Source organism: Microbacterium sp. T2.11-28, from assembly GCF_950097975.1.
Classification (GTDB): Bacteria; Actinomycetota; Actinomycetes; order Actinomycetales; family Microbacteriaceae; genus Microbacterium.
On record NZ_CATNHF010000001.1, the window covers coordinates 684,706 to 706,302 of the forward strand.

Annotated in this window: 20 protein-coding genes; 10 read left to right on the forward strand and 10 right to left on the reverse strand. The window is 71.3% G+C overall.

From position 1 onward, the window contains the following. The 4 genes from QQZ13_RS03310 to QQZ13_RS03325 are packed head-to-tail and all read left to right on the forward strand — an operon-like array spanning nucleotide 1 to nucleotide 6,143. Nucleotides 1–387: a hypothetical protein gene (locus QQZ13_RS03310; RefSeq protein ID WP_284527686.1), complete on the forward strand. Its 387-nt coding sequence runs from the start codon at nucleotides 1–3 to the stop codon at nucleotides 385–387. Then, nucleotides 384–1,115, forward strand: coding sequence for a hypothetical protein (locus QQZ13_RS03315; RefSeq protein WP_284527687.1), 732 nt, complete (start codon nucleotides 384–386; stop codon nucleotides 1,113–1,115). Before QQZ13_RS03310 ends, QQZ13_RS03315 begins: the two co-directional genes overlap by 4 nt. Before the next feature lie 26 nt (nucleotides 1,116–1,141). Further along, nucleotides 1,142–5,143 carry an ATP-dependent RNA helicase HrpA gene (gene hrpA, locus QQZ13_RS03320; protein ID WP_284527688.1) on the forward strand — a complete coding sequence of 1,334 codons (4,002 nt, stop codon included), beginning with the start codon at nucleotides 1,142–1,144 and terminating at the stop codon, nucleotides 5,141–5,143. Nucleotides 5,144–5,201: 58 nt separating this feature from the next. After that, nucleotides 5,202–6,143 carry an NADP-dependent oxidoreductase gene (locus QQZ13_RS03325; protein WP_284527689.1) on the forward strand — a complete coding sequence of 314 codons (942 nt, stop codon included), beginning with the start codon at nucleotides 5,202–5,204 and terminating at the stop codon, nucleotides 6,141–6,143. Between the two features lie 19 nt (nucleotides 6,144–6,162). Here QQZ13_RS03325 and QQZ13_RS03330 read toward each other — a convergent pair whose 3' ends face one another. From QQZ13_RS03330 to QQZ13_RS03355, 6 genes are all read right to left on the reverse strand, one after another. Then, nucleotides 6,163–6,342, reverse strand: a complete 180-nt coding sequence (locus QQZ13_RS03330) for a hypothetical protein (protein ID WP_284527690.1) — start codon at nucleotides 6,340–6,342, stop codon at nucleotides 6,163–6,165. After that, nucleotides 6,342–7,574 carry a multiple monosaccharide ABC transporter permease gene (gene mmsB / locus QQZ13_RS03335; protein WP_284527691.1) on the reverse strand — a complete coding sequence of 411 codons (1,233 nt, stop codon included), beginning with the start codon at nucleotides 7,572–7,574 and terminating at the stop codon, nucleotides 6,342–6,344. Before mmsB ends, QQZ13_RS03330 begins: the two co-directional genes overlap by 1 nt. A 17-nt stretch (nucleotides 7,575–7,591) precedes the next feature. Beyond that, nucleotides 7,592–9,121 (reverse strand): multiple monosaccharide ABC transporter ATP-binding protein, encoded by a 1,530-nt coding sequence (gene mmsA / locus QQZ13_RS03340; protein ID WP_284527692.1) that lies wholly within the window; start codon nucleotides 9,119–9,121, stop codon nucleotides 7,592–7,594. Between the two features lie 94 nt (nucleotides 9,122–9,215). Next, complete coding sequence (gene chvE / locus QQZ13_RS03345) at nucleotides 9,216–10,346, reverse strand: multiple monosaccharide ABC transporter substrate-binding protein (RefSeq protein ID WP_284527693.1); 1,131 nt, start codon at nucleotides 10,344–10,346, stop codon at nucleotides 9,216–9,218. A gap of 97 nt (nucleotides 10,347–10,443) precedes the next feature. After that, on the reverse strand, nucleotides 10,444–11,124 hold the full coding sequence (locus QQZ13_RS03350) for an L-ribulose-5-phosphate 4-epimerase (RefSeq protein WP_284528029.1): 681 nt from the start codon (nucleotides 11,122–11,124) through the stop codon (nucleotides 10,444–10,446). A gap of 186 nt (nucleotides 11,125–11,310) precedes the next feature. Next, a complete protein-coding gene (locus QQZ13_RS03355) occupies nucleotides 11,311–12,321 on the reverse strand; it encodes a LacI family DNA-binding transcriptional regulator (protein ID WP_284527694.1) in 1,011 nt (336 codons plus the stop codon). 187 nt (nucleotides 12,322–12,508) lie between these two features. Between QQZ13_RS03355 and QQZ13_RS03360 the strand changes: the two genes are divergently transcribed. After that, nucleotides 12,509–13,018 carry a hypothetical protein gene (locus QQZ13_RS03360; RefSeq protein WP_284527695.1) on the forward strand — a complete coding sequence of 170 codons (510 nt, stop codon included), beginning with the start codon at nucleotides 12,509–12,511 and terminating at the stop codon, nucleotides 13,016–13,018. Here QQZ13_RS03360 and QQZ13_RS03365 read toward each other — a convergent pair. After that, on the reverse strand, nucleotides 13,002–14,366 hold the full coding sequence (locus QQZ13_RS03365; RefSeq protein WP_284527696.1) for a M20/M25/M40 family metallo-hydrolase: 1,365 nt from the start codon (nucleotides 14,364–14,366) through the stop codon (nucleotides 13,002–13,004). The genes QQZ13_RS03360 and QQZ13_RS03365 overlap by 17 nt on opposite strands. A 64-nt stretch (nucleotides 14,367–14,430) precedes the next feature. Between QQZ13_RS03365 and QQZ13_RS03370 the strand changes: the two genes are divergently transcribed. The 4 genes from QQZ13_RS03370 to QQZ13_RS03385 all read left to right on the forward strand — a co-directional run bounded on the left by QQZ13_RS03370 (nucleotide 14,431) and on the right by QQZ13_RS03385 (nucleotide 18,703). Next, nucleotides 14,431–15,414 carry a Gfo/Idh/MocA family protein gene (locus QQZ13_RS03370; RefSeq protein ID WP_284527697.1) on the forward strand — a complete coding sequence of 328 codons (984 nt, stop codon included), beginning with the start codon at nucleotides 14,431–14,433 and terminating at the stop codon, nucleotides 15,412–15,414. Between the two features lie 131 nt (nucleotides 15,415–15,545). Beyond that, nucleotides 15,546–16,733: an ROK family transcriptional regulator gene (locus tag QQZ13_RS03375; protein WP_284527698.1), complete on the forward strand. Its 1,188-nt coding sequence runs from the start codon at nucleotides 15,546–15,548 to the stop codon at nucleotides 16,731–16,733. A 33-nt stretch (nucleotides 16,734–16,766) separates the two neighbouring features. After that, nucleotides 16,767–17,834: a sugar ABC transporter substrate-binding protein gene (locus QQZ13_RS03380; protein WP_284527699.1), complete on the forward strand. Its 1,068-nt coding sequence runs from the start codon at nucleotides 16,767–16,769 to the stop codon at nucleotides 17,832–17,834. A 50-nt stretch (nucleotides 17,835–17,884) separates the two neighbouring features. Next, nucleotides 17,885–18,703: an ATP-binding cassette domain-containing protein gene (locus QQZ13_RS03385; protein WP_284528030.1), complete on the forward strand. Its 819-nt coding sequence runs from the start codon at nucleotides 17,885–17,887 to the stop codon at nucleotides 18,701–18,703. Here QQZ13_RS03385 and QQZ13_RS03390 read toward each other — a convergent pair. Both QQZ13_RS03390 and QQZ13_RS03395 read right to left on the reverse strand, forming a co-directional pair. Continuing rightward, nucleotides 18,657–19,256, reverse strand: a complete 600-nt coding sequence (locus QQZ13_RS03390; protein ID WP_284527700.1) for a hypothetical protein — start codon at nucleotides 19,254–19,256, stop codon at nucleotides 18,657–18,659. The two genes, QQZ13_RS03385 and QQZ13_RS03390, sit on opposite strands and share 47 nt — an antisense overlap. Continuing rightward, nucleotides 19,231–19,818: an RNA polymerase sigma factor gene (locus QQZ13_RS03395; protein WP_284527701.1), complete on the reverse strand. Its 588-nt coding sequence runs from the start codon at nucleotides 19,816–19,818 to the stop codon at nucleotides 19,231–19,233. The genes QQZ13_RS03390 and QQZ13_RS03395 overlap by 26 nt, the downstream gene beginning before the upstream one ends. A gap of 266 nt (nucleotides 19,819–20,084) precedes the next feature. Between QQZ13_RS03395 and QQZ13_RS03400 the strand changes: the two genes are divergently transcribed. Next, nucleotides 20,085–20,426, forward strand: coding sequence for an ATP-dependent DNA ligase (locus QQZ13_RS03400; RefSeq protein WP_284527702.1), 342 nt, complete (start codon nucleotides 20,085–20,087; stop codon nucleotides 20,424–20,426). Nucleotides 20,427–20,616: 190 nt separating this feature from the next. Here the strand turns inward: QQZ13_RS03400 and nrdF are convergent, their stop codons facing one another. Next, nucleotides 20,617–21,594, reverse strand: a complete 978-nt coding sequence (gene nrdF, locus QQZ13_RS03405) for a class 1b ribonucleoside-diphosphate reductase subunit beta (protein WP_284527703.1) — start codon at nucleotides 21,592–21,594, stop codon at nucleotides 20,617–20,619. Between the last annotated feature and the right edge of the window lie 3 nt (nucleotides 21,595–21,597).

Below are 21,597 nucleotides of genomic sequence, written 5' to 3' on the forward strand. Positions count from 1 at the left end.
ATGATCGACGACGAACGGACCGAACTCCGACGGGACAGGATCCCGGTGGAGGAGGCGACGCGAGCCGTCGACCGGTCGCTCGACCTGCGGCGACCGGCGGCGGACGACGCGGCCCTCGCAGCCCCCGAGGCTCCCGTGGCCACGGCGGCCGCGGGCCGCGTCGCGCGCGTTCCCGGCACGACCGCGGACGACGCGGCGTACGGCATCCGCCGCAGCGCGTCGAGCGCACCGGTGACCCGGTCCACGGCGGCCGAGCCCGCGATCCGGCGGCGCGAGGCGGCGCCCCGGCGTGCGCGCACGGGCCTCGCGCTCGTGATCGCCGTCGCCGCGTTCGCCCTGGTGCTCGCGGCCGCGGCCGTCGTCCTCGTGCTGCTGGTGGTCTCGTGAGCGGTGCCGTCGAGGCAGGCGTCGCCGCAGAGGTGACCGATCTGCAGATCGAGTTCTGCGGCGAGTGGTTCTCCCCCGAGCGTCCCGGGCCGTTCACGATCGGGCGCGAGGGCGACCTCGTGGTCGACGAGAACCAGTACCTGCACCGGCGCCTGCTGGCCTTCACGCACGAGGGAGGGCTCTGGTGGCTCGCCAACGTCGGCCAGTCGATCGGGGTCAGCCTGTCGACCGGCGACGGCGTCTACCAGGCCGTCCTCGGGCCCGGCGCCAAGGTGCCCCTCGTCTTCCCGCGGCTCGTCCTGCTGTTCACCGCCGGCCCGTTCACCTACGAGCTCGCGGTGCACTGCGCGCAGGCCGCGTTCCACTCGGCGCCCATCGTGGCCGATGTCGACGACCCGCACCACATGACGATCGGGAGCGTCTCGCTGACCCCCAGCCAGCGGCTGCTGGTGATCGCGCTGTGCGAGCCGCTGCTGCGCGACGGTCTCGTCGGGCAGAGCCAGCTGCCGACCTCGGCGCAGGCCGCCGCCCGTCTCGGCTGGCCGCTCACGACCTTCAACCGCAAGCTCGACGCCGTCTGCGACAAGCTCGACCGGGAGGGCGTCCCGGGCCTGCGCGGCGGCGTCGGCAAGCTCGCGACCAACCGGCGCGCGCGACTGGTCGAGCACGCCGTCCTCTCCCGGCTCGTCACGCCCCAGGACCTCGCCCTCCTCGACGCGCCGTCCTGACCCTCGGCGGCCTACGATGGAAGGCCATGCCTGCGCCCGTCATCACCTATCCGCCCGAGCTGCCCGTCAGCGCGGCGCGGGACGAGATCGCGCAGGCGATCGCGGAGCATCAGGTCGTCATCGTCGCCGGCGCGACCGGCTCGGGAAAGACCACGCAGCTGCCGAAGATCTGCCTGGAGCTCGGCCGGCGCAGCATCGCGCACACCCAGCCCCGCCGCCTCGCGGCCCGCACGATCGCCGAGCGCATCGCCCAGGAGCTGAGCGTGCCCCTCGGCGGCCTCGTCGGCTACAAGGTCCGCTTCACCGACCAGGTCTCCGCCGACACGCAGATCGCACTGCTCACCGACGGCATCCTCCTCAACGAGATCCATCGCGACCGGCTCCTGCGCCGCTACGACACGATCATCATCGACGAGGCCCACGAGCGCTCGCTCAACATCGACTTCCTGCTGGGCTACCTCACCCGCATCCTGCCGGAGCGCCCCGATCTCAAGGTCGTCATCACCTCCGCGACGATCGACCCCGAGAGCTTCGCGCGCCATTTCTCGCGCCCCGGCGCCGGTGACGGCGAGGAGCGCATCCCCGCCCCCGTCATCGAGGTCTCGGGTCGCACGTACCCCGTGGAGATCCGCTACCGCCCGCCGGCCGGGATCGCCGACACGGGCGAGGACGCGCCGCGGGCCGACGGGCGCGCGCCGGGGCCGGACGACGGCGACGACATCGACGCGCTCCTCGCGGCGCTGCGCGAGCTCGACCGGGAGCCCGACGGCGATGTGCTGGTCTTCCTCCCGGGCGAGGCGGAGATCCGCGACGCGACGGATGCCGTCCGCGGCATGTACGCCCGCGATGCGCGCCCGACCGAGGTGCTCCCCCTCTTCGGGCGGCTGTCGGCGGCCGAGCAGCACCGCGTCTTCGAGCCGTCGACAGTGCCCGGGGTGCGCCGGCGCATCGTCCTGGCCACGAACGTGGCCGAGACGAGCCTCACCGTTCCCGGCATCCGCTACGTCGTCGACGCCGGCACGGCGCGCATCTCGCGCTACAGCGCCCGCTCCAAGATCCAGCGGCTCCCGATCGAGGCGATCTCGCAGGCCTCCGCCCAGCAGCGCTCCGGGCGGGCGGGACGCACCTCGCCCGGCATCGCGATCCGCCTGTACGCGCATGAGGACTTCGAGGGACGCCCCGAGTACACCGAGCCGGAGATCCTCCGCACCTCGCTGGCGTCGGTGATCCTGCAGATGCTGGCGCTCGGGTTCGGCGACATCACCGCCTTCCCGTTCCTCACTCCGCCCGACTCCCGCGGCGTCAAGGCCGCCATCGAGCTGCTGACCGAGCTGCGCGCGGTCGCGCCGGCGGGACGCCCTGCCCGCGGCGAGCAGCCCCAGTGGCGCCTCACGAGGATCGGCCGCGAGATCGCCCGCCTTCCCATCGACCCCCGCCTGGCGCGCATGCTCATCGAGGCCGAGCGGCTGCACGTCACCCGGGATCTGCTGGCGATCGTGGCGGGCCTGTCGATCCAGGACGTCCGCGAACGGCCGTCGGCAGACGACGGTGCGCGCCGCGAGGAGGCCGACCGGCTGCACGCGCGGTTCGTGGACCCCACCAGCGACTTCCTCACACTGCTCAACCTGTGGAACCACCTCCAGGACCAGCAGCGCGAGCTCGGCTCGAGCGCCTTCCGGCGACTGTGCCGCAGCGAGTACCTGAACTACGTGCGCGTGCGCGAGTGGTTCGACGTGCACCGGCAGCTGCGCACGCTGATGCGGCCCACCCGCGGCGCGCAGCCGACCGGTGGACAGAGCGCCGCACCGGGCGCCGAGACGGCGGCGGCCGACCCCGATGCCGTGCACCGCGCGATCCTGTCGGGTCTGCTGTCCCACATCGGCATCCTCGACACACGCTCGCTGAAGACGTCCCCGGCCGACAAGAAGCGCCGTCCGCTCGCGGAGTACCGGGGAGCCCGAGGGGCGAAGTTCTCGATCTTCCCGGGCTCCGGACTCCACGGCTCCCGCCGGGGCAGCGCGTCGCCCGACGCGGTCGTGGCGGCCGAGCTCGTGGAGACCTCGCGGCTGTTCGCGCGCACCGTGGCCGTCATAGATCCCGCCTGGGCCGAGGAGCTCGCCGGCGACCTCGCGCACCGCACCCTCAGCGACCCGCACTGGTCGAAGGACGCCGGAGCGGCGGTGGCGGCCGAGAAGGTGACCCTCTTCGGCGTGGAGATCATCCCGCGGCGCAGGGTGCAGCTGGCCCGCACCGACCGGCCGCTCGCCCGCGAGCTCTTCCTGCGTCACGCTCTCGTCGAGGGCGAGTGGAACAGTCAGCACCTCGACAAGCGCCTCACCGCGTTCGAGCGGCGGAACCTCGAGCTGCGCCGGCGGCTCGAGAAGCTCGAGGAGCGCGAGCGCCGCCGCGACATCCTCGTCGGCGACGAGGCGGTCTACGCGTTCTACGCGGCGCGCATCCCGGCCGACGTGTTCGATGCGCGATCCTTCGAGGCCTGGTGGCGCACCGAGTCCGGGCGCACTCCGCGCCTGCTCGACATGAGCGAGGCCGATCTGCTCGACGACGCCTCCCGCGCGGACGAGCAGGACTTCCCCGCCCGCTGGCGCCAGCGCGACCAGCTGCTCTCGCTCGCGTACCGCTTCGAGCCGGGTGCGCCCGATGACGGGGTGAGCGTGGTCATCCCCCTCGCCCTCCTCGCCCAGCTGTCGCCCGACGGCTTCGACTGGCAGGTGCCGGGCATGCGCGACGAGCTCATCGCCGCGCTTCTGCGCGCCCTGCCCAAATCGATCCGCCGCCACGTCGTTCCCGCCGCGGACTGGGCCGCGAAGCTCGGCGCGGAGATCGCCGCAGACGGTCCGGAGTCCCACGACGGCGTCCCCGCGCAGACGCTGCGTGCGGCGCTGGCGTCCCGGATCCAGCGTGTCGCCAATCAGCCCGTGTCGCCGGACGACTTCGATCTCGAGCGCGTGCCCGCGCACCTCACCGTGTCGTTCCGCGCCGTCGACGAGCGCGGACGCGCACTGGGCGCGTCCCGCGATCTCGGCGAGCTCCAGCAGCGTCTGGCCGGCCGTGCCCGCACGGCGGTCGCCCGGTCGCTGAACGCTCGTCCGGGACCGGCGGCCGTGGCCGGTGCCGCGGCCCCCGCCACCGGGGTGACCATCGCGGAGCGCACCGGACTCGTGACGTGGGATCTCGACGCGCTGCCCGAGGTCGTCGACACCCGGGTCGCCGGCGGTGTCGTCCGCGGCTATCCGGCGCTGGTCGACGAGAAGGACGCGGTCGCGATCCGCATCGAGGCGACCGCCGAGCGCGCGGCGCGCCTCACCCACGCGGGCGTCCGCCGGCTGCTCCTGCTGGCCGTGCCGTCGCCCTCCGCGTACGTCCTCGAACACCTGACGGCCGCGGAGAAGCTCGCCCTGGCCACCTCGCCGTACCCGTCGGCCAAGGCCCTCATCGAGGACGCCCGGCTGGCGGTCGCCGACGCGGTGATCGCGCGCACCTCTCCGGTCGTCCGCACGCGCGCGCAGTTCGACGCCGTCCGCGACGCGTTCTCGGCGGTCGTCGTGGACGAGCTGTTCGCGGCGGTGTCGCTCGTCGCGCGCATCCTCACGCGCCTGCGCGACGTCGAGCGCGCGGTGCGGGCGCAGAACTCGATGACGCTGCTCGGCGCTCTCGGCGACGTCAAGGCGCAGGTCGCCGGTCTCGTCTTCCCCGGATTCGTCTCGCGGATCGGCCTGACACGGCTGGCCCACCTGCCGCGGTATCTCGAGGCCGCCGGCGAGCGCGTGTCGGGACTGGCCGACAGCCCCGGCCGCGATCGCCAGCGCATGACCGAGTACGAGCGCGTCGCCGCCGCCTTCTCCGAGGCGGGCGGGACGATCCCGCTCCCCGCCGACGCCCCGCCCGCGCTCGTCCGCGCCCGGTGGCTCCTCGAGGAGTTCCGCGTGAGCCTCTACGCCCAGCGGCTGGGGACCGCCGAACCCGTCTCGCCCCAGCGCATCGCCAAGGCCCTCGCCGGTCGGGAGTAGTCTCCGCGACGTCTCCCGCCGTCTCCCCGCGGCACGCCCGGCGGGTAGCGTGGAGCACATGGCTCAGGCGATCACCTACACGCGATTCGGAGGGCCGGAGGTCCTCGCACTCACCGACGTCGAGGTCGGCGACCCCGGGGCGGGCGAGCTCGCGATCCGCGTCGAGGCGGCCGGCGTCAACCCGCTGGACCACAAGCTGCGCTCGGGTGCCCGCGCCTCGGGCGAGATCACCGCACCGCGGCGCGTCGGGAGCGACGCCGCCGGGATCGTGACCTCCGTCGGCGCCGACGTCGAGGGCTTCCGCCCGGGCGACGCCGTCGTGGTGGCCGGCGCCACCGGCGCCTACGCGACCGATCTCGTGGTGGCCGCCCGCCAGGTCTGGCTCCGGCCTCCGGCGGTCTCGGCGCCCGTGGGCGCGGCCCTGGGCATCCCCGCCGGCACCGCCTACCAGACGCTGCGCTCGCTCGCCGTCGGCGCGGGCGACACGCTGCTGGTCCACGGCGGATCCGGCGCCGTCGGTCAGGCCGTCATCCAGTTCGCCACCCTGTGGGGCGCGACGGTGCTGGCCACCACGAGCGATCGCCGTGCCGCCCGCGTGCGCGCGCTCGGAGCGACGCCGCTGTCCTACGCCGAGGGTCTCGAGGAGCGGATTCGCGCGGCCGCGCCGCAGGGCGTGACGGCCGCGATCGACATCGCCGGCACCGACGAGGCCCTCGCCGCGTCGCTGGCGCTGGTCTCCGACCGCAGCCGCATCGCGACGCTCGTGCGGGGCAAGGACGCCGACGGGCTCGGGATCCGGGGATTCATGGGCGGAAGCCCGCGGCCGCTCAGCGCCGGCGAGCTGGCATGGCGGGCCGAGGCGATCGCGGTGACGCTGCCGCTGATCGCCGCCGGTGCCTTCTCGGTCGAGCTCGGTCCGTCGTTCGCGCTCCGCGACGCCGCCGACGCGCATCGGCAGGTGGAGGCGGGGGTCGACGGCAAGGTCGTGCTGCTGCCGTAGCCGGCGCCCGGCTCACGGCTCAGGCGCCGGCGGACAGTCCTCCGATGACGCCCGAGACGATCATGTACAGGCCGATGGCGCCCACCACGATCCAGATCGTGATGCGCGCCGTCGACGGCCCCTGCGGGGCCGGGTCCGCCGGATCCCCGGGCCGGAACGAGTCGTCCCGGCCCGAGGAATCGCGTCCGAACAGGTTCATCAGTGGCCGGACCGACGCTTGTTGTAGACGTCGAACGCGACGGCCAGCAGGAGCACGAGGCCCTTGACGGCCTGCTGCCACTCGATGCCGATGCCCATGATGGACATGCCGTTGTTGAGCACGCCGATGATGAGACCACCGATGATGGCGCCGCCGATGGTGCCGACGCCGCCCTGCACCGCCGCACCGCCGATGAAGGCCGCCGAGATCGCCTCGAGCTCGAAGCCGTCACCGGCCTTGGGTCCGGCGAGGTTCAGGCGCGCGGTGAAGATCAGTCCGGCGAGCGCGGCGAGCACGCCCATGTTGACGAAGAGCCAGAAGTCGACGCGGCGCGTCTTGATGCCCGACAGCTCCGCCGCGTGGCGGTTGCCGCCGATCGCGTAGATGTGACGGCCGAACACGGTGCGGTTCATCACGATGCCGTAGATGAGCACCAGCGCGGCCAGCACGATCAGGGTGACGGGGATGCCCTTGTACGAGGCCAGCGCCCACGAGAACCACCCGATGACGACGGCGACGAGCACGAGCTTGGCGACGAACCACAGGAACGGGTCGACGTCCTGCTCGTACTTCTGCCGCGCCGAGCGGGTGCGCACCTGCTGCACGATGAGGGCCACGATCGCCACGGCGCCGATGACGAGCGTGAACAGGTCGATGTCGGACTCGCCGAACAGGCCGGAGAGGAACCCGTTGCCCAGTGCCCGGTACTCGGTGGGGAAGGAGCCGATGTTCTTGTTGCCGAGGACCACCAGCGCGAGGCCTCGGAAGATGAGCATGCCGGCGAGCGTCACGATGAACGCCGGGATGCCCACATAGGCGACCCAGAAGCCCTGCCACGCGCCGACGAGGGCGCCGATGAACAGCGACAGCACGATCGCGAGCCACCAGGGCAGCCCCCAGTGCACCGCGAAGACGCCCGAGACCGCCCCGATGAATGCGGCGACCGAACCGACCGAGAGGTCGATGTGGCCGGCGATGATGATCATCACCATGCCGATCGCGAGCACGAGGATGTAGCCGTTCTGCACGACCAGGTTCGAGATGTTCTGCGGGCGGAGCAGGATGCCGTTGGTCAGGATCGCGAAGAGCGCCACCACCGCGATGAGGGCGATGAAGATGCCGTTCTTGCCGAGATCGGACAGGACGGTCGTGAACCACCGGGTGAACTTGTTCTCGGGCGGGTTGACCAGCCCGCCGGCGGCGGTGTCGGGGGAAAGGGTGTCGTTGGACATGTGCGGTTCTCCTGCCCTCAGCGGGGCTTCTCCATGGTCATGAGCTTGAGGACGTTCTCGGGGGTCGCGTCGCCGATCGGCAGCTCGCCGGTGATCCGCCCCTCCGAGAGCGCGTACACGCGGTCGGAGATGCCGAGGAGCTCGGGCAGCTCCGACGAGATGACGATGACGCCCTTGCCCTCCGCGGCGAGCTTGTTGATGATCGTGTAGATCTCGTACTTGGCCCCGACGTCGATGCCGCGCGTGGGCTCGTCGAGGATGAGCACCTCGGGGTCGGAGTAGATCCACTTCGACAGGACGACCTTCTGCTGGTTCCCGCCCGAGAGCTTCCCCGTGGGCACCAGCACGTTGGGCGCCTTGATGTTCATGCTGCGGCGGTAGCCGTTGGCGACCTTGTACTCCTCGTTGTCGTCGACGAGGCCGCCCCTCTCGAGCTTCTTCAGCGACGCCATCGAGATGTTGCGCTTGATGTCCTCGATGAGGTTCAGGCCGTAGGTCTTGCGATCCTCGGTGGCGTACGCGATGCCGTTCTCGATCGCTTCGGCGACCGTGCGGGTCTTGATCTCGCGGCCGCGGAGGAACACCTTGCCGGAGATGCGGGTGCCGTAGCTGTGGCCGAACAGGCTCATCGCGAACTCGGTGCGGCCCGCGCCCATGAGGCCGGCGATGCCGACGATCTCGCCGGCGCGGACGTTGATCGACACGTTGTCGACGACCACGCGGCTCGGGTCCTGCGGGTGGTGGGCCGTCCAGTCCTCGACGCGCAGCAGCTCCTCGCCGATCTGCGGCTCGTGGTCGGGGTAGCGGTGCTCGAGGTCGCGGCCGACCATGTCCTTGATGATCCGGTCCTCGGTGACGTCGGCCTTGGCGATCGTCTCGATCGTCTTGCCGTCGCGGATGACCGTCACCGTGTCGGCGACCTTCTTGATCTCGTTCAGCTTGTGGCTGATGATGATCGACGTGATCCCCTGCTCGCGCAGGCTCAGGATCAGGTCGAGCAGGTGGTCGGAGTCCTCGTCGTTGAGCGCGGCGGTCGGCTCGTCGAGGATGAGGAGCTTGACCTCCTTCGACAGCGCCTTCGCGATCTCGACGAGCTGCTGCTTGCCGACTCCGATCTGGTTGACGCTGGTCGTCGGGTTCTCCTTGAGGCCGACGCGCTTGAGGAGCGCGGCCGCCTCGTAGTTCGTCTTGTTCCAGTCGATGAGACCGCCGGCGCCCTTGCGCTCGTTGTTGAGGAAGATGTTCTCCGCGATCGACAGGTACGGGCTGAGCGCCAGCTCCTGATGGATGATGACGATGCCGCGCGCCTCGCTGTCGCGAAGGTTCTTGAACTCGACGACCTCGTCCGCATAGCGGATCTCGCCGTCGTAGCTGCCGTGGGGGTACACACCAGACAGCACCTTCATGAGCGTCGACTTGCCTGCGCCGTTCTCGCCGCAGATGGCGTGGATCTCGCCGCGCTCGACGCTGAAGTTGACGTTCGACAGGGCTTTCACGCCCGGGAACGTCTTGGTGATGCCACGCATCTCGAGGATGGTTTCGCTCACGATCTCCGACTTCCTTGTGGGGATTAGGGGGGAGGCTACCGGATGGCGGCGGTGGCGGGAGGGATTCCCGCCACCGCCGCGACGCGGATCGGACTCAGAGCCCGAGCTCCTCCGCCGTCCAGTATCCGGTGTCGACGAGCGCCGACTCCACGTTGTCCTTCACGACCTGCACGGGTGCCAGCAGGTACGAGGGGACGACCTTGACGTCGTTGTCGTACGTCTCGGTGTCGTTGACCTCGGGCTCCTCGCCGTTCAGCGCGGCGACCGCCATGTCGGCGGCGACCTTGGCCAGCTCACGCGTGTCCTTGAAGATCGTCGCGTACTGCTCGCCGGAGAGGATCGCCTTGACCGAGTCGACCTCGGCGTCCTGGCCGGAGATGATCGGCCACTCGTCGCCCACGGAGTAGCCCGCGTCGGTCAGAGCGGAGATGATGCCGCGCGAGATGCCGTCGTAGGGCGACAGCACCGCGTCGACCTGCGAGCCGTCCGAGTAGTTCGCCGTGAGGATGTCCTCCATGCGGCTCTGGGCGGTCTCGCCGTCCCAGCGCAGCGTCGCGGCCTGCTCGATCGTGGTCTGACCCGACTTCACGACGAGCGTGCCGTCGTCGATGAGGGGCTGCAGCACGTCCATGGCGCCATCCCAGAAGAAGAACGCGTTGTTGTCGTCGAGCGACCCGGCGAACAGCTCGATGTTGAACGGACCCGCGGGGGCGTCGGCCTTGGCCGTGCCGTCGAGCTCGGTGAGGCCCAGCCCGTTGAGGACGGTCCACGCCTGCTGCTGTCCGACGAGGAAGTTGTCGAAGGTCGCGTAGTAGTCGACGTTCTCGGTGCCCTTGATGAGGCGGTCGTAGGCGATGACCGGGATCTCGCTGTCGGCGGCCGTCTGCAGCACCTCGGAGAGCGTCGTGCCGTCGATCGAGGCCACGATGAGCGCCTCGGCACCCTTGGTGATCATGTTCTCGATCTGGGACACCTGCGTGGGGATGTCGTCCTCGGCGTACTGCAGGTCGACGGTGTAGCCCTGGCCCTCGAGGGCCGCCTTGACGGCGTCGCCGTCCTGGATCCAGCGCTCGGAGCTCTTGGTCGGCATCGCGACGCCGATCAGGCCGCCGTCGCCGCTGCCCTCGCCGCCGTCGGTGCTGCCCGGCGTCGTGTTGCCGGCGCACGAGGTGAGCAGGAGCGCGCCCGCGGCGACCGTGGCCAGCATGATCTTCTTGATCTTCACTGTGGTTCCTTTCCCCTGGACATCTCTGTCATGGGTTCTTGGTGTTCTTGGTGTTCAGTTGTGACCGCTTTGTCGCATCGGGGAACGCCCCTCGCGGCTACCGGCGGTCGTCGGTGGTCTGTCCGTACACGTTCTGGTAGCGGTGGTACAGGGCGTCGATGGACTCCTGCGGGATCGGGATCAGCTCGCCGCCCTGCCGGGCCACGTGCACCGTGCGGGCCACGTCCTCGAGCATGACCGCGGCCTTCACGGCGTCCTTCGCGGTCGCCCCGATGGTGAACGGCCCGTGGTTCTGCATGAGCACGGCGCGGCTGCGGTGGCCGGTGAGGGTCTCCACGATCCCGCGGCCGATCGAATCGTCGCCGATGATCGCGAACGGGCCGACGGGGATGGGTCCGCCGAACTCGTCGGCCATCGCGGTGATGACGCAGGGGATCTCCTCGCCGCGCGCCGCCCATGCCACCGCGTAGGTCGAGTGCGTGTGCACGACTCCGCCCACCTCGGGCATGTTCCGGTAGACGTAGGCGTGCGCCGCGGTGTCGCTGGAGGGCGCCCGCTCGCTGCCGGGAGTGCCGGGGATGACGTTGCCGTCGAGGTCGCAGAGGATCATGTTCTCGGGTGCGAGATCGTCGTACGAGACGCCGGAGGGCTTGATGACGAACAGGTCCGCGCCGGGCACGCGGCCCGAGACGTTGCCGCCGGTCCAGACCACCAGGCCGTAGCGGACGAGCTCGGCGTGCAGTGCGGCCACCTCGGCACGCACACGGGCGATCGCCACCTCGGTCTTGACGCCGTTGACGTACCGGTCAGCGTCCCTCGTTGACACCACTGTGCAGACTCCCTTGTCCCGCGCTGAATCGCGTGGATGATGTGACGGTTCATGTGACCGTTCACATTGCGACACTATAGCCATGACCCCGACGTGCGTGTCAACTCCGCCGATGTCTCGGCTTCGTAACGGCCGTCACAGAAGCGGTGCGCGACCCGTCGACGAGCGCACCAGGAGCTCCGGGATGATGGCGTGGACCCCGCGCTCGCCGCCTCCCCCGAGCAGCAGGTCGACGCAGCGCCGGCCGAGCTCGGCGAAGTCCTGGCGCACCGTCGTCAGCGGCGGCCAGAAGTGCGACGACTCGGGGATGTCGTCGAAGCCGACGATGCTGATGTCGCGCGGGCACTCCAGTCCCTCGTCCCGGATCGCGTGCAGGAGCCCGAGCGCCATCTGGTCGTTCGACGAGAAGATCGCGGTGAAGTCGCGGAAGCGGAGCAGCTCGCGGCCCGCGTAGTAGCCGAACTCCGCCGTCCAGTCGCCGAGGATCGGTGCGGTGGTCGGGATGTCCCACGCGCTCATCTCCTCGAGGAATCCGCGCATGCGCGCCTCGGCCTCGATCCAGTCCTGCGGCCCGGCCAGGTGGTAGATCGAGCGGTGGCCGAGCTCGATGAGGTGGCGCGTGGCCAGGCGGGCACCGGCGATCTGGTCGACGCTGAGGGTGTGGTCGGGGTCGAGGTCCGTCGACTGCAGCGTCACGTACGGGATGTCCAGCGGCTGCGCGGACAGCGCCCGGATCACCCGGACCTGCGGCGCGATGACGACGAGCCCCTCGATCGACTGCGCCATGAGGTGCGACAGCCCGTCGGGGATCGCCTGGGCGTCGGCGGCGTCGATGTTGGCCGTGGACACCCAGTAGCCGCGCGCCCGCGCCGCCGCTTCGATCGCCGCGATCGACGAGGCGGGACCGTACTGCGTGGCCGAGGCGGCCAGGATGCCGATCGTGCGCGAGCGGCTGGTGACGAGCGCCCGCGCCGCGCGGTTGGGGCTGTACGAGATCTCCGCCATGACCGCGAGGACCCGGTCGCGCGTCTCGGGGCGGATGCTCGGATGATCGTTGAGGACGCGGGACACCGTCTGGTGGGAGACCCCCGCCAGACGCGCGACATCGCGGATGCTGGGCCTGCGTCCGCCGGCGTCGTCGCTCATGGCATCTCCGAGTTCTCGATGTGCACGGTCACACCGATTGAGGCCATTATGCACGGAATTTCGCAAGAGCACCCGCTCGGAATGTGACAGTCACACAGATTCCCCCGGAGCGAGGATGTGACAAGGCGGGTGTTGTCACACGCTCGATCCCCGGCCGGGGCGAGGTGTTCCGCCCTATGCTGTCGCCATGGCCGACCTGTCCCGACACCTCCCGCTCAGCAATCGGCCGGCGCAGGACGAGTCGAACGTGAGCGGCGACCGTCGCGCAGCGCTCGTCCGTGTGGTGGAGCAGGCGGCCGCGCTGTCGACCGAGGGCGGTGACGCGTCGCGCTTCCTCGCCGAGGCCGGTCTCGACGGGGAGTTCGCGGGCCGGTCCCTCGACGAGGTCGCCGCAGCCGTCGCCGCCGGCCCGCCCCGCAGCATCCGCGCCCTCACCGATGCCGTCCGTGCGGCGCTGAGCCTCGCCGGCGATCGTCCGGTCGACCTCGATCCGGTCACGACCGGCTCGGTCGCCCTCTACGCCGTCGGCCGAGCGCCCTTCGACCGCCGCGCGGTCGTCGGCGGCTGCACCCTGCGGGCGACCGACGCCGGGTGGGAGTTCGGCCGCGGTCCCGAGCGCGCCGCCCCCGCGCGGCAGATCCTGGACTTCGCCCTCGGGCTCGCCGACGTGCCGCCGCCGCTCACGACGCGGCGATGAGCTCGCGGTAGAACCCGATCCCGCGCAGCCAGACGGCCACGCGGATCCGCTCGTCGTGGGAGTGGAGCGCGTCGCGCTCGCTGCGGGTGAGGTGGAACGGCGTGAAGCGGTAGACGTGATCGCTGATCTCGGTGAACCACCGGCTGTCGCTGGCGCCCAGCTGTATGTAAGGCGTCGTCAGGATGTCGTCGCCGAGCGCCGACGCCACCGCCGTCGCGATCCGCCGCCAGGCCGCACCGCGCCACGGCGACACGGGCGACGGGTCGGATCCGTGCCGCACCTCGATCTCGAGCTCCGGGTCGGCGACCACCTGTCGCACGCGCTCGGCGGCCGAGGCCACGGTGTCGCCGGTGAGCAGGCGGATGTTGATCGCGGCGCGCGCCGTGGTCGCGAGGACGTTCTCACCCGGGGCACCCGACAGCTCGGTGGCCACCGCGGTCGTGCGGACCATGGCGTTCATCTCCGGCCCGAGCCGCGGGAACACCCGCGCGAGCAGCGGACCGGTGAGGCCGAGGTTGCCGAACACCCAGCGCAGCGGCTGCGGCGCGTGCGGCGCCACGGTCGCGAACAGCGCCCGCACGGGCGGCGCGATCCGGGGTGGGAAGGGGCGGCGGTGGATGCGGTCGATGGCGCGCGCGAGGCGCGCCGTCGCGGGAAGGGCCGGCGGGGTGGAGGCGTGCCCGCCGCCCTCGCGGGCGGTCAGCAGCAGCGTCATGACGCCGCGCTCGGCGACTCCGACCATGGCGGTGGGCACCTCGACGCCCGGGATGACGCCGTCGACCACCGCGCCGCCTTCGTCGATCACGAGGCCGGGCCGCACGCCGCGCTCCCGCAGGGCGGCCACGATCGCGCGGGCCCCTCCCCCGGCGGTCTCCTCGTTGTGACCGAAGGCGAGGTAGACGTCGCGGGCCGGCCGGCGCCCCTCGGCGACGAGCCGCTCCACGGCCTCGAGGATCGCCACGAGCGATCCCTTGTCGTCGATGGCGCCGCGGGCATGGATCTCGGCGGCCTCGCCCTCGCCCACGAGCTCGGCTCCGAACGGGTCGTGCCGCCAGTCGCCCGCGACGACGGGCACGACGTCCAGGTGGGCCATGAGCACCGTCGGGCTCTCCGACGCCGTCGCCGTCGCGCCCGGCCAGCGGTACAGGAGCGAGTGGCCCGCGATCACCTCGTGCTCGAGCACGGCGTGGAGCCCGGGGTAGAGGCGCGGCAGGGCGGCGAGAAACAGGTCGAACGGCGCGGGATCGACGAGCGCCTCGTCGGCGTGGGAGACGGTCGGGATCCGCAGCAGCTCGCGGAAGCGCTCCACGGCATCCCGGGAGGCGCGATCGAGGTGGTCGATGGTCACCCACCGAGCCTAGGGCGCGACGCCGGCGGCTGACGCGCGGTCGCCGGGTCGATAGGCTCGACCCATGACCGGACTTCGCTGGGGAATCCTCGCCACGGGCGGCATCGCGCACGCCTTCACCCGCGACCTGCGGACGGCGGGACGGACGGTCGCGGCCGTCGGCTCGCGCCGCCCCGAGGCTGCGCAGGCCTTCGCCGACGAGTACGGCATCCCCCGGGCGCACTCCTCCTACGAGGCGCTCGTGGGCGATCCCGACGTCGACATCGTCTATGTGGCGACCCCGCACAGCCGCCACTTCGAGGACGCCGCGCTCGCCCTCCAGGCGGGCAAGCACGTGCTGATCGAGAAGCCGGTCACGCTCGACGCGGACGAGGCGCAGGCCCTCCAGGACATCGCCGCCGACGCCGGGCTGCTCGCCATGGAGGCGATGTGGACCCGCTACCTGCCGCACATGGTGCGCATCCGCGAGATCGTCGCCGCCGGCACGCTCGGCGAGGTGCGCACCGTCTTCGCCGACCACACGCAGCGGATCTCCGCCGATCCGCAGCACCGTCTGAACGCGCTCGCCCTCGGCGGCGGGGCGCTGCTGGACCTCGGCGTGTACCCGATGTCGTTCATCTGGGACGTGCTCGGGGCGCCGACCGGCATCCGCGCCCTCGGCCGGCTCGCCGACACGGGCGCCGACAGCGAGGTCGCCGCCTCGATGGTCCACGCCGGCGGCGCGGTCTCCTCGTTCGTCACCTCGTCGCGCGGCGCGGGGCCGAACACCGCGAGCATCGTCGGCGCGGACGCCCGCATCGACATCGACCGCGTCTGGTACACCCCGACGGCCTTCCGCGTGGTGACGCCCGACGGCGACGTCCTCGAGGAGTACCGCTCCGAGGTCGACGGACGCGGGATGCAGTACCAGGCGCTGTACGCCGAGAAGCTGCTCGCCGAGGGCCGCACCGACAGCGACCTGCTGCCCTTCGCCGAGAGCGTCGCGATCATGGCCGCGCTCGACGAGATCCGCGCGCAGGTGGGCGTCGTCTACCCGGACAAGGACTGACCCGGCGGGCGACTCCGGGCCCAGGCACGCCCAGGAGGTCCAGGCCACGCCCAGGAGGTCCAGGCCACGCCCAGCAGGTCCAGGCCACGCCCAGCAGGTCCGGGGCACGCCCAGGAGGTACAGTGTCGTTCGTGGTACGCCGGAACACGCCACCCGGTTCGCAGTCCTCGCTCCGGGAAGCCAACAGGACTCGCGTCGTCGAGTCCCTCAAGAGGCATGGGCGCCTGACGCAGATCGAGCTCGCCGGCAGCACCGGGCTCTCGCCGGCGACGGTGTCCAACATCGTCAAGGAGCTCACCGCCGCCGGAGTGCTCCACACCTCGTTCACCTCCCGCAGCGGCCGCCGGGCGACCCTCGTCGCGCTCGCCCGCCGGGTGGGCCTCGTCGCCGGCGCCCACTTCAGCACCCGGCAGCTGCACATCGCGATCGCCGACGCCACGCGCACGACCGTCGCCGAGACCGTCGTCCCGCTGGCACCCGGTCACCGCCACGACGCCGAGCTCGATCGGCTGACCCTGCTGCTGGGCGACATGGTGGAATCCCTCGGCGGCTCGCTCGGCGATCTGCTCGCCGTGGGCGTGGCCCTGCCCGCCCCGATCGACCCCCGCACCGGGATGGTGTCCACACCGGGGCTGCTCCCCGGATGGGAGGGCGTGGACGTCGCCGCGAGCCTGTCGGCCCGCATCGGCCGCCCGGTGTTCGTCGACAGCGAGGCGAACCTCGGCGGCCTCGCCGAGGCCCGCGAGGCCAGCGGCCGCGGCGCGAGCTCGTCGGTGTTCGTGCGCGTCGGCCACACCATCAGCGCCGGGCTCGTCGTCGACGGCGACCTGTTCCGCGGCGTGAGCGGCAAGACGGGGCAGATCGGCCACGTGACGATCGACGAGAACGGCCCCGTCTGCCGCTGCAGCAACCGCGGCTGCCTCGAGATGTACGCGGCGGCGCCCGCGCTGCTGGCGCTGTTCCCCGAGAGCGAGGGGATGCAGCGCCTCGCCGACCTGCTGGCCGCCTCCGACGCGGGCGTCGGCGCGGCGCACCGCGTGATCGCCGATGCCGGCCGCCACATCGGGATCGCCGTCGCGAGCCTGTGCAATCTCTTCGATCCCGAGGTCATCATCGTGGGGGGCGAGCTCGCCCAGGCGGGCGAGATCCTGCTCGCGCCGATGCGGCACGCCCTCGCGCGCTCGGCGCTGCCGGCGACGGGCGGGCTGCCGGAGATCGTCGCCTCGTCGTTCGGCGAATGGGGCGAGACGCGGGGCGCCATCGCGATGGCACTCGATCACGTGAGCGTCGACGCCGACGTCACCGCGCGTCTGGCCTGACCCGGGCACCATCCCATCCGAGGAGACCCCTTCGTGCAGCGTCGCACCCCTCTCTCCGCCGCAGCCTCCGTGCTCGCGGGCCTCCTCGCGATCGCCGCGGCCGGCTGCGCGCCCGTCGGCGGCGCGCCGGAGATCGCGCTGCTGCTCCCCGACAAGAAGACGGCGCGGTACGAGACGTTCGACCGTCCGATCTTCGAGGAGCGCGTCGCCGCGCGGGGAGACTACGGCGTCCTCTACGCGAACGCGGATCAGGACGCGGCCAAACAGCAGCAGCAGGCGGAGTCCGCGCTCGCCGCCGGCGTGAAGGTGCTCGTCCTCGATCCCGTCGACGCGAAGGCGGCCGCCACGATCGTCGGAGCCGCCACCGCGCAGGGCGTGCCCGTCGTGGCCTACGACCGCCTGGTCGACGGCGGAGGGCTCGCCTACTACATCTCCTTCGACAACGTGCGCGTCGGCGAGCTGCAGGCCGAGGCGCTCGCGCAGGCGCTCGCCGCCGACGGCGCACCCGACGGCGGCGTCCTCATGGTCAACGGGTCGCCCACCGACAGCAACGCGGCGCTGTTCCGCGAGGGCGCCCGCCGCGTGCTGGCCGAGCGCGGGGTGACGGTGCTGGCCGAGTACTCGACGCCGGACTGGAGCCCCGACAAGGCGCAGGACTGGGTCGCCGGCCAGATCAGCCAGTACGGCGAGAGGATCGCGGCCGTCTATGCGGCCAACGACGGGACCGCCAGCGGCGCGATCGCGGCGCTGCGCGCGGCCGACGTGCAGCCTCTCCCGATCGTGACCGGTCAGGACGCCGAGCTCACCGCGATCCAGCGCATCCTCACGGGCGATCAGTACATGACGGTCTACAAGGCGCTCCGCCCGCAGGCCGAGCGCGCCGCCGACGTCGCGGTCGACCTCGTCGAGGGACGCGAGGTCACCGGTGAGCTCGAGGTCGACGGCACGCCGGCGACCCTGCTGGTGCCCGTCGCCGTCACCGTCGACGACATCGTGTCGACGGTGATTGCGGACGGCTTCTGGACTGTCGAAGATATCTGTACTCCCGCGTACGCAGCCGCGTGCACGGCCGCCGGCATCCGTGAGGACGAGACCCCGTGACGACCCCCGCCCCGCTCCGGACGGGTCGATCCCGCGAGCGCGTGCTGACGATGCGCGGCGTCGGCAAGCGCTTCGGCGCCGTGCGCGCGCTCACCGACGTGGACTTCTGGGTGAACGAGGGCGAGGTGGTCGCCCTCATCGGCGACAACGGCGCCGGCAAGTCGACGCTCGTCAAGGTGCTGGCCGGCGTCCACGCGCCCGACGCGGGCACGATCGAGTTCGAGGGCGAGGCGGTCGAGATCGCCAGCCCCGCCGACGCGCAGGAGCTCGGCATCGCCACCGTGTTCCAGGACCTGGCGCTCTGCGACAACCTCGACGTCGTCGCCAATCTCTGGCTCGGGCGCGAGCTGACGATCGACGGCGCCCTCGACGAGGTGGGCATGGAGCAGCGCACGTGGACGCTGCTCCGCGAGCTCGCGGCGAAGATCCCCTCCGTCCGCACGCCGGTGGCGGCGCTCTCGGGCGGGCAGCGACAGACGGTCGCCATCGCGCGCTCGCTCATCGGCCAGCCGCGCGTCGTCATCCTCGACGAGCCCACGGCGGCGCTCGGGGTCGCCCAGACGGCCGAGGTGCTGAACCTCATCGAGCGCCTCCGCGAGCGCGGGCACGGGGTCGTGCTCATCAGTCACAACATGGCCGACGTCCTGGCGGTCGCCGACCGCGTCGCCGTCCTGCGGCTCGGGCGCAACAACGGCGAGTTCACCGCCGCCGAGGTCACCAGCGAGACGCTCATCGCCGCGATCACCGGTGCCATCGACGTCTCCCGGCGCGCGGGCGCCGCCCCGCCGCCCCCCGAGCGCCCGGGCAGTCCGCAGAGCCCGATCATCCCGCTGTCGGACCGCCGCCGCCGTCCGGGGAAGACCTCGTGAGCGCAGGCGACGAACCGCGTCCCGCGCTGCGCGCGCGCCTGGAGTCGTTCGCCAGCAGCAGCAGTTCCCCGCCCGCCTGGGAGCCTACGACCCACTCGGCCGCGTGCGACGCGATCCCCGGTGCGGCCTCTCGCAGGATCCGTGCATGTTCGGCGTCGAGCTCGGACGCCCTGACGTCGGCGACGAGGGTGTCGCCGTCGACGACGACCTCGCCGCAGCGGTAGTCGCCGAGCGGCTGCCAGGTCGGGGTCGGCTGCACGCCCACAACGTCCGCGTCGGGACGGGACGCGACGGCCCCGGCGACCCCCGCGACGATGCAGGCGACAGCGGCCAGGGCGGTCGCCGCCGGCAGCCACCTCCGCGGGAGTCCGCGGCCCCGGGCGCGGCCGGGCGGCCATGACGCTCCGGATGCACGGGTCTGCGCGTGCGCCGCGGGCACGACACCTGACGAGGGCGATGCGAACTCATCCGTCAGCCGCCGACGCACGCGGTCCACGGCGGCGACGTCGAAGTCGTCGCTCCCGACCTCATCCAGAACGTGACGCAGATCCACGGCTCTCCTCCTTCGCCTCGCCGGCCGCCTGCGCGGCGCCGAGCAGTCGTCGCACACGATGCAGTCGCGACCGCACGGTGCCCACCGGGACGCCGAGCACGTCCGCGAGTTCTTCGTACGTCAGCCCTGCCCACGCGTAGAGCTGCAGCGTTTCGCGGTCGCTCGCCGAGAGCGCCTGCAGCGCGGGGGCGAGCGAACGCACCGCCACGGACGCATCCGTACGTGCGTCGGCGGCATCGATCCCGCCCTCGTCATGTGCGTGCGCGTCGCGGGTCGCTGAGACGATCGACCGCCAGTGCGCCGCCTCGACGGCGCGGTGTCGGCGGATGAGCCGCACCGCGATGCCGAGGAGCCAGGGCTTCGCGGACTCCGTCTCAGCATCGAACGACGCCCGCCGCCGGAACGCCGTCAGGAAGGTCTCGCTCACGATGTCCTCGGCCGCATCTGCGCCGGCCCGGCGCGAGACGAACGCCCCGATCACCCGAGCATGACGGTCGAACAGCGCGGCGAACTCCGCGGGCGCGGCGAGGGAACGCCGGATGATCTCGCCGTCGCTGGTCACGATCAGTATTGGCGGATCTGACGTGTTCGGTTCACGAGGTCAGGATGACACGTCCGCCGGCGCGTGAGCGGCAGGGAACAGCACGCGCAGCGAGAACCAACGGTCGTCGGTGATCACCGGGACAAGGAGCCCCCCTCCTTGCACAGCCGCGAGCGGGAGAGGAGTGTGAAAGGAAGCCGGGCGTGGTGTTTCACGGAGCCTTCGAGCAGCTGCATGCCCCCGCGTGCAAGCCGACCCGATAGTCGACGTCCAGGAAAGAGGTCCCGATGGGACGTTTTGATTACGACACGCTCGCCAAAGTCGAGGTCGAGGATCGCGCCCTCGCACACGTTCAGCTTGTCGTGGGCAACAAGCTGCGCCGTGTCGAACCGTTCTACTTCACATGGCGGGAAGACCCGAGCACGGGCGAAGGCCGCCGATCCGTGTGGCTCCATCCGGCCGCCACCCTGAGGTACGACTTCTTCGGCAGCCGCACGCCGGCATTGAATCGCGACTGGCTCGAAGCCCTCGCGCTGACGGCGAACTCCCCCAACGGACTCCACCTCATCCCCGAACCGGCGGGCCCGGTCCCCTCGGACGCGGACGTCGATACATCCCTCGAGCCCTGAGCGAGAGCGTCACCACACCCCATCTGCCACGATCGCCGCACTCGACACGATGTCACCGTCGTCGCCCGGGCGATGAGCGAACGTGCGCAGCACGTGGGGGAAGACGCAGGAGCCCCCGGCGAGTCGCGCATGTGCAGCGACCTGCCGGGGGCTCCCCGTATCAGTGAGGTGGTACTACTGACCAGGAGTTCTAGAAGTCCCAGTCCTCGTCTTCCGTCGCGACGGCCTTGCCGATGACGTACGACGAACCCGACCCGCTGAAGAAGTCGTGGTTCTCGTCGGCGTTCGGCGAGAGGGCCGACAGGATCGCGGGGTTCACGTTGGTGACACTCGAGGGGAACATCGGCTCGTAGCCGAGGTTCATGAGCGCCTTGTTCGCGTTGTAGTGCAGGAACTTCTTGACGTCCTCGGTGAGGCCGACGCCGTCGTAGAGGTCCTGCGTGTACTGCACCTCGTTGTCGTAGAGCTCGTACAGGAGCGAGAACGTGTAGTCCTTGATCTCGTCGCGCTCCGCGGGCGTCAGCTTCTCGAGACCCTTCTGGAACTTGTAGCCGATGTAGTAGCCGTGCACGGCCTCGTCACGGATGATGAGGCGGATGATGTCGGCCGTGTTCGTCAGCTTGGCCTTGCTCGACCAGTACAGCGGCAGGTAGAACCCCGAGTAGAACAGGAACGACTCGAGCAGGGTCGAGGCGACCTTGCGCTTGAGCGGCTCGTCGCCACGGTAGTAGTCCATGACGATTTGCGCCTTGCGCTGCAGGTTCGGGTTCTCGACCGACCAGCGGAACGCGTCGTCGATCTCGGGCGTCGAGCACAGCGTCGAGAAGATCGACGAGTAGCTCTTGGCGTGCACCGACTCCATGAACGCGATGTTCGTGTAGACGGCCTCCTCGTGCGGGGTGATCGCATCGGGGATGAGCGAGACGGCGCCGACGGTGCCCTGGATCGTGTCGAGCAGGGTGAGGCCGGTGAACACCCGCATCGTGAGCGTCTGCTCCTCGGGGGTGAGCGTGTTCCACGACTGGATGTCGTTGGACAGCGGCACCTTCTCGGGCAGCCAGAAGTTGTTCACGAGACGGTTCCAGACCTCGAGGTCCTTCTCGTCCTGGATGCGGTTCCAGTTGATCGCCTGCACGTGGTCGACGAGCTTCAGCGGTTCGGGGGTCATGGT